Origin of the sequence: Natrinema salifodinae (assembly GCF_900110455.1) — an archaeon.
Classification (GTDB): Archaea; Halobacteriota; Halobacteria; order Halobacteriales; family Natrialbaceae; genus Natrinema; species Natrinema salifodinae.
In genome coordinates this window covers 344590-356525 of record NZ_FOIS01000004.1, presented here as the reverse complement: position 1 = coordinate 356525, position 11936 = coordinate 344590, and the positions used below count along the sequence as shown (strand labels likewise).

Annotated in this window: 13 protein-coding genes; 4 read left to right on the top strand and 9 right to left on the bottom strand. The window is 67.1% G+C overall.

Annotation, left to right across the window (positions count from 1 at the left end; translation table 11 throughout):
- Nucleotides 1-77 precede the first annotated feature (77 nt).
- From BMY29_RS16100 to thpR, 5 genes are all read right to left on the bottom strand, one after another.
- A complete protein-coding gene (locus tag BMY29_RS16100) occupies nucleotides 78-743 on the bottom strand; it encodes a translation initiation factor IF-6 (RefSeq protein ID WP_049990002.1) in 666 nt (221 codons plus the stop codon).
- Nucleotides 744-745: 2 nt separating this feature from the next.
- Nucleotides 746-1024, bottom strand: a complete 279-nt coding sequence (locus tag BMY29_RS16095) for a 50S ribosomal protein L31e (protein ID WP_049990001.1) — start codon at nucleotides 1022-1024, stop codon at nucleotides 746-748.
- Between the two features lie 2 nt (nucleotides 1025-1026).
- Nucleotides 1027-1179 (bottom strand): 50S ribosomal protein L39e, encoded by a 153-nt coding sequence (locus BMY29_RS16090; protein WP_004267621.1) that lies wholly within the window; start codon nucleotides 1177-1179, stop codon nucleotides 1027-1029.
- Between the two features lie 116 nt (nucleotides 1180-1295).
- Complete coding sequence (locus BMY29_RS16085; protein WP_081985452.1) at nucleotides 1296-2321, bottom strand: hypothetical protein; 1026 nt, start codon at nucleotides 2319-2321, stop codon at nucleotides 1296-1298.
- Between the two features lie 142 nt (nucleotides 2322-2463).
- A complete protein-coding gene (gene thpR, locus BMY29_RS16080; protein WP_049990000.1) occupies nucleotides 2464-3078 on the bottom strand; it encodes an RNA 2',3'-cyclic phosphodiesterase in 615 nt (204 codons plus the stop codon).
- Between the two features lie 180 nt (nucleotides 3079-3258).
- Between thpR and BMY29_RS16075 the strand changes: the two genes are divergently transcribed.
- The 3 genes from BMY29_RS16075 (at nucleotide 3259) to BMY29_RS16065 (ending at nucleotide 6191) form a co-directional block, all read left to right on the top strand.
- Nucleotides 3259-4893: a hydroxysqualene dehydroxylase gene (locus BMY29_RS16075; RefSeq protein ID WP_049989999.1), complete on the top strand. Its 1635-nt coding sequence runs from the start codon at nucleotides 3259-3261 to the stop codon at nucleotides 4891-4893.
- 64 nt (nucleotides 4894-4957) lie between these two features.
- The gene (locus BMY29_RS16070) at nucleotides 4958-5893 is read left to right on the top strand and encodes a tetratricopeptide repeat protein (protein WP_049989998.1); all 936 of its coding nucleotides are present in this window, start codon (nucleotides 4958-4960) and stop codon (nucleotides 5891-5893) included.
- A 4-nt stretch (nucleotides 5894-5897) separates the two neighbouring features.
- Nucleotides 5898-6191 carry a DUF424 domain-containing protein gene (locus tag BMY29_RS16065; RefSeq protein WP_049989997.1) on the top strand — a complete coding sequence of 98 codons (294 nt, stop codon included), beginning with the start codon at nucleotides 5898-5900 and terminating at the stop codon, nucleotides 6189-6191.
- A gap of 21 nt (nucleotides 6192-6212) precedes the next feature.
- On the opposite strand, the gene BMY29_RS16060 is transcribed toward BMY29_RS16065, so the two are convergent.
- Nucleotides 6213-7088 carry an ABC transporter permease gene (locus BMY29_RS16060; RefSeq protein WP_049989996.1) on the bottom strand — a complete coding sequence of 292 codons (876 nt, stop codon included), beginning with the start codon at nucleotides 7086-7088 and terminating at the stop codon, nucleotides 6213-6215.
- Nucleotides 7085-8098: an ABC transporter ATP-binding protein gene (locus BMY29_RS16055; RefSeq protein ID WP_049989995.1), complete on the bottom strand. Its 1014-nt coding sequence runs from the start codon at nucleotides 8096-8098 to the stop codon at nucleotides 7085-7087. Before BMY29_RS16055 ends, BMY29_RS16060 begins: the two co-directional genes overlap by 4 nt.
- A 594-nt stretch (nucleotides 8099-8692) precedes the next feature.
- Here BMY29_RS16055 and BMY29_RS16045 point away from each other — a divergent pair.
- Nucleotides 8693-9940, top strand: a complete 1248-nt coding sequence (locus BMY29_RS16045; RefSeq protein ID WP_049992175.1) for an aminotransferase class V-fold PLP-dependent enzyme — start codon at nucleotides 8693-8695, stop codon at nucleotides 9938-9940.
- Nucleotides 9941-10048: 108 nt separating this feature from the next.
- Here BMY29_RS16045 and BMY29_RS16040 read toward each other — a convergent pair whose 3' ends face one another.
- Nucleotides 10049-10852 carry an ABC transporter permease gene (locus tag BMY29_RS16040; protein WP_049992176.1) on the bottom strand — a complete coding sequence of 268 codons (804 nt, stop codon included), beginning with the start codon at nucleotides 10850-10852 and terminating at the stop codon, nucleotides 10049-10051.
- Nucleotides 10852-11874: an ABC transporter ATP-binding protein gene (locus BMY29_RS16035; RefSeq protein ID WP_049992177.1), complete on the bottom strand. Its 1023-nt coding sequence runs from the start codon at nucleotides 11872-11874 to the stop codon at nucleotides 10852-10854. The genes BMY29_RS16040 and BMY29_RS16035 overlap by 1 nt, the downstream gene beginning before the upstream one ends.
- Nucleotides 11875-11936: the final 62 nt, after the last annotated feature.

Sequence of the window (11936 nt, the reverse complement as noted above, 5' to 3'; positions counted from 1 at the left end):
GAATCGGGGGTCGGGAATCGGAAGTCGGAGAACCGAGCGTTCGCGTTCGGCTGGGCGACTCGCCAGGCGGTCGGCGGTCAGTCGATGTAGCCGAGCGCGTCCTCGATCCGGCCCAGTTCCGGTCCGGTCGTGTCCTCGCCGACGACGTACCCGGCCTCGTTCGCGACGAGACCGGAGCCGACGAGCGGCGCCCCGTAGTTGATCGTTCCGACGTCGGCCCGGACGTCTAAGGCCGCCTCGAGGACGTCGAGTTCCTCGTCGGTGGCCTTGGGATGACAGAGCACGCCCGTGTTGTTCGCGACGGCGGCCGTCCCGACGGTCCGGACGCCCGCGAGGTCGCCGCGTTCGACCGGAACATCGAGCGTGTCCTTGACGATCTGGATCGCCTCGTGGGGCAGGTCGGGATGGACGTAAGCCCCGTAGTCGTTCGCGAGGACGACGTTCCCGGCGGCGTTGATACTGCCCGGCAGCTCGGCGACGGGGACGTCGACTTGTTCCTCGAGGGTTTCGCGCTCGTACTCGAGGACTCGCGAACTGACGAGCAGTCCGTTCTCGTTGCCCGTCGCGAGGGCGCCGACCGTCGACGAGCCGCCGACGGTCGTCTGGATCGCCGGCACGTCGAGTTCGTCGGTCAGGTCGGCAACCACGTCGTCGTCGACGTCGGAGCGAACGAGCACGCACGAGTCGGTCGCACGGGCGAAGACGCCGACGTAGGCCGACCCGGCGAAGGCGAGGCGTTGCAAGTTTAGTCGGCGACCTCGGCTTCGACGACCGCTTCGCCGTCCTCGTCGAAGCGGGCCGCGCGGACGCGAAGCTTTCGCGGCGGGTTCGAGCGTCCGTTCGACCAGACTGCCTCGTTGATCGAGGGGTCCAGACGGATGGCGTCCTCGTCGACCGCGAAGTGCTTCGCCAGGTGTTCGCGCGTGAGCCGCATCGCGAGGTCGGCGGCCTCGTGGTTGGCTCCCTTCTTGACGTCGCGCAGGGGAACGGTTACGACGCGTTCCTCGAAATCACTTGCACTCATGGTTACTCGTCAGTGTCGTTGCGCCGCCAGTTGCGTCGCTTCGGGTTCCGCTGGACTTCCATGTCCGTCTTCATCATGACCCAGGCCGGAACGCGGCTGTTCTGGTTCTCGAGTTTGGCAAGTCGCTTCTTCTTGCCCTTCGATTTCTTACCCATAGTAGCCGAACGTAGCCCGCGGTGGCTTAAAATCTTGTCCATCTCGCAGGGGGTGACGCGGATCGCGAACCGCGAGACGCGAAATCGCGACGAGACGGCGCTCGGAAACCTCGCTCTCAGGCCTCGAACTGGCGCTCGAGCGTCCGGGCGACGCCCTCTCGGGTCGCCTCGCTGAGCTCGGTCGTGTACGTCCAGTTTTTGATCCCGTCGACCCCGTCGTGACGGACGAACCGCTCGCGGTCGTAGCAGCCGGTGCCCTGAAAGCGGGTCCCGCCGCCGAGCCGATCCGGGCCGGCGTAGGCGGTCGCGATCGGCGAGATCCGGAGGGTGTCGTCGTCGGTCCGGACGGCCGTCCCGAGTTCGTGGTCGCAGACCGCGTCGCCGATTTCGGCGACGACGTCGTCCGCGAGGAACGTGTGGATCGTCTCGTGGATCGCCACGTTCCGCGTCACCGCCCGCGAGTCCCAGACCTCCGTCGCGCCGACGTTCGCAACCGTCTGCGCGTCGCCGTCGCTCCCGTCGCTCTCGTCGCCGACCAGGGAGTGGGGCGACAGCGTCCCGCCGTAGCCGACGCGGTAGTTCAGCGGCGACCAGTGCAGAAGGACGTGACTCGTCCGGCCGGTGAGCGCGTCCCGCGCTCGCAACCGCTCGCGAAACCGGCCGAGGAGGGTCTCGAGCGACGGGAGCACGGCCTCGGACGAAAGCGGCATCTCCATGGCCGGAAACCGAATTTGGTCGCCGCGTTCGACGCGGATTTCGAGGGCCTCGAGCCGACCGCGCTCGCGGGCGTATGTGAGCACCTGCTCGAGCGCGTTCTCGACGGCGGCCATCGCGTCCGCCAGCGGGTCCGGCCAGGCGCCGCGCAGATCGTCGAGCCCGTCGACCCCGTACCGCAGCCGCGCGTGAAGCGGCACGACGCCGGGATAGATGCGCACGCGGACGACGTTGCGACGACGGCGGGCGGCGTCGGCACGAGCGGTCGTCGCGTCCGGGGCGCCGACCGCCGACGCCAGGCCCGCGCCGCCGAGCGCGGCGAGAGCCTCCCGGCGCGTGACGCGCCACGTCGTGGCAGTGCTCGCGCTCGCGCTTGCCGCCTGGTCGCGGTCGCGGTTGCCGCCGAGTCCGGGATGCCCGGAGACCATCGTCTCGCGGACGCTACGCTGAAGCGGCCTATCATACCCCGTTCAGTATTTCCTGACTATATCCGCCAGAGACGCGCTAACGTTCAGTTTGCGCGGACAGTTACGGCAGAGAACGGACCGGATCGGGCTCCGCTCGACTCGCTCACGTCAGCGGGAACGACTCGACCGTCGAGTAGACCGGCCCGTCTTCGGTCAGGGTGCTCTCGGTCAGGCGCACCTCTTCGACGCGGGCCTCGCCGATCGTCGGGTCGCGCTCCTCGACGAGGTCCTGGACCAGGTCCTTCCCGCCGGCGTGTTCCATCCGCGCGAGGGTGACGTGGGGCGTGAAGTCGTGATCCTCGGGGTCGAAGCCCAACTCGGTCGTCCGCGCTTCGATGGATTCGTGGAGCCTGGTGAGTTGCTCGCCGCCCCGTTCGACGCCCAGCCAGACGACGCTAATGTAGTCGAGACTCGGGAAGACACCGAGCCCGCCGTAGCGGACGGTGAAGGGGTCGACGCCCGCGTCCGCGACGGCGGCGGACAGCTCGCGCTTGAGGTCGTCGACGCGGTCCTCGCCCACGTCATCAGAATCGCTTTGCGATTCTGATTGGCTCGAAAGAGTTCCGCTCTTTCGAACGTCGCCGAGGAACTTCATCGTGATATGGGCCTGCTCGGGGTTCGTGAAGTTGAGCCCGCTCGCCTCGGCGAACTCGTCTTGCAGGTCGGCGACCGGTTGTGCGAGGTCGTCGGGGAGATCGACGCTGACGAACAGACGCATGAGCGACTCTTCGGCGCCAGCGTACTCAATGGTGGCGGTCGTCGGAGCGCTGACGGGTCGCCTGGTCCCGACGGTTTCGGTCCCGGACCGGACTCCTGCGGTCGGTGACTGACGCGGCCGACGATCACCCGGCAGTCGGGAGGGTGCCCGTTATTTCCTCGGCTCCCGCAGAGTAGAAGCATGACAGGCGTTGCCGTGATTGGCGGCGGTGTCGGGGGACTTACCGCGGCCCACGAACTCGCCGAGCGGGGGATTGACGTAACGGTCCTCGAGGCCACCGACCAGTTCGGTGGAAAAGCCAGGTCGGTGCCGATTTCGGACGGTCAGGCGCCGCTGCACGGCGAACACGGCTTTCGGTTCTTCCCGGCGTTCTACCGCCACGTCGTCGATACGATGGCCCGCATCCCCGACGGCGCCGGCACTGTCGCGGACAACCTCGTCGAGACCGAGGCGACGCTCGTCGCGAGCACCGCGGGGCCTGGCCGGATCGCCGAGACGCGCACCCCCGACACGATCCGCGGGTGGCTCGACGCCTTCCGCCCGGCGTTCGCCGAGGACCTGCCCGCCGCGGACGTCCGGTTTCTTCTCGAACGATTGCTGTACCTGCTGACCGCCTGCGAGCAGCGACGCGAGGGTGAACTCGACGATCTCTCCTGGTGGGAGTTCATCGACGCCGAGAACCGCTCGCAGGCGTTCCGCGACCGGCTCGCCTCCACCACCCAGGCGCTCGTCGCGCTTCGTCCCCAGGTCGGGAGCGCCCGGACGATCGGCACCGTCTACCTCCAGTTGCTGTTCGGGCAGCTCGATCCGACCAGACCGACCGAGCGCGTCCTGAACGCGCCGACCAGCGAGGCCTGGATCGAGCCGTGGGTTCGCCACCTCGAGACGCTCGGCGTCGAGCTCCGACCGAACGCCCCCGCGCGGCGACTCGAGACGAACGGGCGACGCGTCACCGGCGTCGTACTGGCCGATGGAACGATCGTCAGGGCCGACGAGTACGTCTTGGCCGTGCCGGTCGACGTCGCTCCCGCGTTCGTCACGTCGGACCTGCGTCGGCTCGCCCCGGAACTGGGCCGCATCGAGCGACTGGACACGGCCTGGATGAACGGCATTCAGTTCTACCTCACCGAGGACATCGACCTGACGCGGGGCCACCAGGTCTACGCCGACGCGCCGTGGGCGCTGACGTCGATCTCCCAGCGGCAATTCTGGACCGAGTACGACGTCGCGGCCCGCGGTCCCGACGCGGTCGAGGGCGTCCTCTCGGTGATCGCTTCGGACTGGGACACACCGGGAATTCTGTATGATAAACCGGCTCGGGCGTGTACGCGCGAGGAGATCGCGGCGGAGATCTGGGCGCAGCTGAAAGCGCACCTGAACGAGGCCGACGAACGCGAACGATTGCGGGACGAGCTGCTCATCGACTGGTTCCTCGATCCGGCGATCGTCGAGACGGACGAGGGGGTCGAAAACCGGTCGCCGCTGCTGATCAACACCGTCGGCTCGCTTCGCAACCGGCCGCCGGCCGACGTCGCGGTCCCGAACCTCGCGCTGGCGGGCGACTACGTGCGAACGAACACCGACCTGGCCTCGATGGAGTCGGCCGACGAGGCCGGGCGGCGCGCGGCGAACGCGATTCTCGATCGACGCGGAAGTCGGCGCTCTCGCGCCCGGATCTGGGAGCTCTCGGAACCGGCGGTGTTCGAGCCGTTCAAACGCCAGGACCGGCTCCGGTACCGCCTCGGACTGCCCCACCCGGCATCGGTGACCCAGTCGCTTCGCTCGTTCACCAGGCGCTTCGGCGGGCGGGCTTGAGACCCTCGCTGACCGCAATTATCGGGTCGCAGCCCTTAACAGTCGTCGCCACCACATTCCGCTAATGACCGACCGAGACGGCGACCGTGATCATCGCGACCATCGGTTCTCCGAAGGCGAGGGATTCGACGATCCCTACGAGGAGTTCGACCTGGACCCGCCGGAGCTGGCCGTCGACCCCTCGAAGGTCGACCCCATCGACTCCCGCGTCGTCACCGACACGCTCGACGAGCAAAACATCGCCACAGACGACGTCGACGCCACGGAGTTGCTCGACGTCGGGCTGAACTACATGCAGATCAACCGCTACGAGCAAGCCACCGAGGCCTTCGAGCGGACCGCCCGCTTCGCCGAGGACGAGACGCTCGAACAGGAAGCGTGGGTGAACAAGGGGGTCGCCCACGCCGAACTCGAGGAGTGGGACGAGGCCATCGGCGCCCACCGCGAGGCGCTGCGGATCGACGACGAGAGCGAACACGCCGCGACCGCTGAGACGAACCTCGCGTACGCGCTCTGGGAGTTCGGCGAGACCGCCCAGGCCTTAGAACACGCCGAGCGCGCCGTCGAGATCGACGAGCGGTTCGCCGCGGCCTGGTTCAACCGCGCGTTCTTCCTCTCCGAGCGCGGCCTGTCCGAGGAGGCCCTCCACTGCGTCGACAACGCGATTCGGCTCGGCCTGCGCAACGCGAAGGTCCTCGAGGAGAAGGCCGAGATCTTGGAGGAACTCGGCGAGTACGACCAGGCCGAGGAGATCGCCGAGGAAGCAAACGAGATGCGCGAGCAGGCCGAACGCGAGATGATGGACGACCGCGAAGAGATGTTCGGCCAGGCGTCAGGCGGTGCCGGTGGCGCCGGTGGCGGCCCCGGTATGGGTGCCGGTGCCGGCCGCGGCCAACAGCGTCAGGGCGGCCGGGACGGGATCGGCCTGGACGATCTCGGCATCGACATCACCGATCCGGGCAGCGAGGAGGAGCGCGACCGCGAGTGGGAACTCGAGTAATCGGATGATCGTCAACGAGCGACAGACGCAGGAGGGGCTGCTCGTCGCGGTCTGCGACGAGGAGGTCCTCGGCGAGACGTTCGAGGAAGGCGAGCTCTCCCTGACCGTCACCGAGGAGTTCTACGGCGGCGAGGAGGTCGACGAGCGCGCGGTGATCGAGAGCTTGGCGCAGGCGACCGTCGCCAACATCGTCGGCACGCGCGCCGTCGAACTCGCGGTCGAAGAGGGGTTCATCGACGAGGTGAACGTCCTCGAGGTGGGCTCGACGCTGCACGCGCAGTTGCTGCGCATGCAGTAACCCCGTCGCACGATCTCCCGGTCACAGGTCCGCGTTTTCGAACCGATAGTAGCCGATCGCGACCGGCACGGCGAACCAGACCAGCAGGACGACGACGCCGAACCAGTCCTGCAGGTAGAACGGCGCGTCGCCCGGGTGGCGCTCGGCCGGCGTCAGCCCGTAAGCCTCCATCGACTGCAGCCCGTACTGGAACTGGAAGGGGATCAGCGACCCCTCGACGATGCTGCTCGCCAGGTTCGTGTACGCGAAGATCGGATTGAACTGATCGAGCACCAGGTACCAGGTCTCGGGCTCGACCGGCACTTCCTCGTCGTAGAGGAGGTAGTAGGGGCCGGCGGTCAGCAGTTCCCAGAGCGCGACGAACACCATGTACAGACCGACGACGAGCGCCATCGACTTGCCTCGAGTTGCGACGCCCGCCGAGACGCCGACGGCCAGGCCGACGAAGGTCGTTCCGAACAGCAGCGAGACCGCGGCGAAGCCGAGCCAGTCGACGAACGGAACGTCGCCGAAGAAGGCGGCCCCGAGGACGAGCGAGACGAGGAAAGCGAGCCCGACGGCGACGCCGACGACGGCCGTTCGACCCAGCAATTTGCCGAAGACGATGTCGGTCCGGTTCGGCGGGAGCCCGAGCAGGAGTTTGATACTACCCGAGCGGCGTTCCCCGACGACGGCCATGTAGCCGGCGATCAGCGCGGCGATCGGGAGGATCACCTGCAGCGGTGTTCCGAGGAAGCTGAGCACCTCGGCGGCGGTCACGTCGTCGACCGTGTACCAGATCGCGACGTAGCCGATCGTCACCAGTCCGACGAGCAGGCCGATCAGCGCCCAGAGGAGTTTCGACCGGCCGGCGTCGTCGAACTCCTTGCGGGCGACGGTGGGGATGTGCGAGGTCATCGAGTCGCCCCCGTTCCTGTTCCTGCTCCCGCTCCCGTTTCCGTTCCCGTCTCGGACGCCGTCGCCCCGATCGAACCCGCTTGTGGTCCGGTCCCGGACTCCTCACCGTTGGTCAGCGCCGTGAACAGCGACTCGAGCGAAACCTCCTCGATCCGCACGTCCCGAATCCTCGCTTCCGCGTCCGCGAGCGCGGTCACGGCTCGGGCTTTCGCCGCCGGATCGGTGACCGAGCACTCGAGGGTACGGCCGGACGCGACGACGTCCGTGATCCCCTCGACCGACGCGGCCACGTCTCGGGCTCCGTCGGCGCTGTCCGCGAGGGTGAGCGTCATCGTCGCGCCGCCGCCGATCGACTCGCGCAGGCCTTCGATGGTGTCGACGGCGACGAGACGCCCTTCGTTCAGCACACCGACGCGATCGCAGATGGTTTCGACGTGCTCCAAGATATGACTCGAGAAGAAGACGGTCGTGCCGCGCTCGGCCTCGCTGCGGACGAGTTCCTGCATCTCTCGGATCCCGTGGGGGTCGAGCCCGGTCGAGGGTTCGTCCATGATCAACAGATCGGGATCGCCGACCAGCGCGATGCCGGTCGCGAGCCGTTGGCGCATCCCCTTGGAGTAGTCACCGGCCGGCCGCGCGCCGTCTTCGGCCGAGAGTCCGACGCGCTCGAGGATGCGGTCGGGATCGTCGGCGGCGTCTTTCGTCTTCACGGCGAATTCGACGTGTCGGCGGCCCGATAGCCGGGGATAGACGTCGAACCCTTCCGGGAGGACGCCCACGCGGGGACTGATCTCGTCGGCCGCGGCCTGGGCGTCGTAGCCGAGCACCGTCGCCGACCCTGCGGTCGGCCGCGCGAAGTCCAGTAACATGTTGATCGTCGTCGACTTCCCCGCTCCGTTGGGACCGAGGAAGCCGAACACCTCGCCATCGTCGACGGTCAGGTCGAGATCGTCGACGGCGGTGAGGTTGCCGTACTCCTTCGTCAGACCGGACGTCTCGATCGCGGACATCACGGTAGCGCTACTACGCCCGGGTTCATAAGCCGCCGATCACGACCTCACAGTCGGAAACTGCGAGCCGTTCCATACGGTGGTGTCAGGTGAACACCGCTACGGGTGACGATCGGCGACCGGTCCCTTCGTTTTGACGCGCTCGCGCGAGCGTCCGCGCGGCAGACGATCCACTGTTGTCGCGGACCGCGCGATCTCGATCGAGCCGTCTCCCAAAATTATTTGGGGACATCGATATTTCCGATGGGGTCCAAGCCGGTAGTGCGGCAGGGGCACCCACCAGGGCGAGATCACCGACTTCCGATTTCCCCTGTCGTTACCCCCCGAACCCCGTCCCACCCCACCCCACCCCACCCCCTCCCCCACCCCCACTCCCCACTCCACCCCCTTTCCGTTCTCGAGCACCGATCGCTCGGCCACGAATTACGAGCCGATCACGGGTCCCGTAGCGGATGCCCCAGGCTATGCTTGCGTCGGTGCGATCCCCGACTCGAATGCCGATCCGGCAAATCTGACCGCGCGGCCGCGATCGCGGAAAAAGGGGCCGTCGCCGGACCGAAGGAGTGTTTTGTGTGGGCTCCTTCCTAGGGAGTAATGAGTCAACAGAATCTCGAGTCGCTCGACGTCGGGGCGATCCGGGAGGAGTTCCCCATCCTCCAACGGGAGTTCGACGGCCAGCAGGTCGTCTACCTCGACAACGCGGCGACGACCCAGACCCCCGATCCGGTCGTCGACGCGATGAGCGACTACTACCGCGAGTACAACGCGAACGTCCACCGGGGAATCCACCACCTGAGTCAGGAGGCCTCGATCGCCTACGAGGAGGCCCACGACCACGTCGCCGAGTTCATCGGCGCCAGCGGCGGTCGCGAGGAAGTGATCTTCACGAAGAACACGACCGAAGCCGAGAACCTGGTCGCCTACTCGTGGGGGCTCGCCGAGCTCGGGCCCGGCGACGAGATTGTCCTCACGGAGATGGAACACCACGCCTCGCTGGTCACCTGGCAGCAGATCGGCAAGCGAACCGGCGCCGACGTCAAGTACATCCGCGTCGACGAGGACGGCCGCCTCGACATGGACCACGCCCGCGAGATCATCACCGACGACACCGCGATGCTCTCGGCGGTCCACGTCTCGAACACGCTCGGCACCGTCAACCCGGTCTCCGAGCTGGTCGATATCGCCCACGACCACGACGCCCTGGCCTTCATCGACGGCGCTCAGGCCGTCCCCAACCGGCCCGTCGACGTCGAAGCCATCGACGCCGACTTCTACGCCTTCTCCGGCCACAAGATGGCCGGTCCCACCGGCATCGGCGTCCTCTACGGTAAAACGCACCTGCTCGAGGAGATGCAGCCATACCTCTACGGCGGCGGCATGATCCGCAAGGTCACTTTCGAGGACTCCACGTGGGACGAACTCCCCTGGAAGTTCGAACCCGGCACCCCCCAGATCGCCGAGGCCGTCGGGCTCGCGGCCGCCATCGACTGGCTCGAAGACATCGGCATGGAGCGGATCCAGGCCCACGAGGAGGAGATCGCCCGCTACGCCTACGAGCAGCTCGCGGCCGAACCCGACGTCGAGGTCTACGGCCCCGAACCCGGTCCCGAGCGGGGCGGCCTGGTCGGCTTCAACCTCGACAGCGTCCACGCCCACGACCTGGCCTCGATCATGAACGACCACGCGGTCGCGATCCGCGCGGGCGACCACTGTACGCAGCCGCTGCACGACAAGCTGGGCGTGGCGGCGTCGGCGCGCGCGTCGTTCTACGTCTACAACACGAAAGCGGAGGTCGACAAGTTGGTCGACGCCATCGACGACGCACGTCAGCTGTTCGCGTAAGCGACCCTGACTGCGAGGAGATTCGACGACCGCATCGCAACCGGCGTGAGTACGCGATCGCAGAACGCTTCATTTTCGCGAGTTTGCGGACGGGAACGGGACCAGCGATCAGTCCGTCAGCCCGTAGCCGATCTTGAACAGGTAGACGTCGATCGCCAGGACGAGGAGGGTACTCGCCGTGAGTACTCCGAGCGAGACTAGCGGCGCGAAGGTGGCGTAGGGGTCGGGTAAGACGCCGACCGCGATCAGATCCGAGTGGCCCAGCAGGCCGTATCGGACGCTGTCGACCATGTAGACCATCGGGTTCACCAGCGAGATCTGGATCTGCCAGGCGTGTTCGAACGTGTCGAGGGAGTAGAAGACGGCGCCGAAGAACACCAGCGGGCGGAGGATGAACTGGTTCATCACGGTCAGATCGTCGAAGTCGCGGGCGATGAGCCCGCCGATGATCCCGAACCCGGCGAACAGCGCCGTGATGACGATCATCGTGGCGACGAGGAACAGACCGTGTTCGATACCGATCGGCACGAACAGCCGGCCGACGACGGCGATGATGGCGCCGACGATCATTCCGCGGACCGCGCTGGCGCCGACGTAGGCGACGACCATTTCGACGTAGGACAGCGGCGAGGTCAGCGTTTCGTGGATGTACTCGTTCCACCGGCCGTGGAAGATCGAGAACGAGGCGTTCTCGAAGGCGTTCGAGATCGCGCCCAGGACGATGAGTCCGGGAACGATGAAGAGGATGTACCGGAAGCCCGCGATCTCGTCGATCCGGTTGCCGAGGATCACCCCGAAGACGGCGAAGTAGAGTACGTTCGTGATCGCCGGCGGCATGAACGTGTTCTTCGGACGGCGGACGAACCGCAGGACTTCGCGCCGGAAGAGCGCGCGGAAGCCGACCGACAGCATCAGGCGACCCCCTCCTGTTCCCGCTCGCGCTCGCGTTCCTGCTCGGGTTTTGCCGCCGCCTGGTCGCCGTCGTCCGAACTCGGCGCAGCGGACCGAGTCACCGTCCGGTCCTCACGCTCGGTCAGGTCGACGAAGATCTCCTCGAGCGAGGTGCGGGTGATCTCGAGATCGGCGATTTCGTGTCCGGCCGCCTCCAGGTCGTTGAGCAACTGCGGCGCGGTCGGGCCGCCGTCGTCGACGCGAACCTCGAGGCGGTCGCCGGAGACCGTCGTTTCGTGCGCGTAGGCGCCCAGTTCGGGCGTGGTGGCCGGTGATGATTCCAGCCGGACCGCGATAGTGTCGCTCCCCCGCTGTTTCAGTTCGTCGGGGGTTGCGACCGTCACCTTCCGGCCCTCGTTCATGATCGCCACGCGGTCGCAGAGGCGTTCGGCCTCCTCGATGTAGTGGGTCGTCAGCAGGATGGTCGTCCCCTCCTCGTTGAGTTCGGTGACCAAATCCCAGAGGTCGTGGCGCAACTGGACGTCGACCCCCGCAGTCGGCTCGTCCAAGATGAGCAGGTCGGGGTCGGTCACCAGGGCTCGGGCGAGCAGGAGGCGGCGTTTCATCCCCCCGGAGAGCCAGTCGAAGCGCTCGTGGCGCTTGTCGTAGATGCCGACGCGTTTGAGGACCTCGTCGGCCCGTTCGGCGGCCTCGTCCTCGGGGACGCCGTGGTAGCCGGCCTTGTGCATCAGCACTTCCTTGATCGGGAAGAAGCGGTCGACGTTGAACTCCTGGGGCGCGAGTCCGATCGCGTCACGGGCCTGGCGGTACTCGTCTTCGACGTCGTAGCCGAAGACCCGCGCCTCGCCGCCGGTCTTGCGGACCAGGCCGACCAGGGTGTTGATGAACGTCGTCTTCCCCGCGCCGTTCGGACCGAGCAGGCCGAAGAACTCGCCCTCCTCGACGGTCAGTGATAGTTCCTGCAGGGCGCGCAAGTCGCCGTACTCCTTCACGAGATCGACGGTCTCGATGGCCGGTGGCATCGCCCCAGCATCGGCTCCGGTCGCGGTTAAGAATGTTGGTCTCGGCACTTCAGACGGGCGTT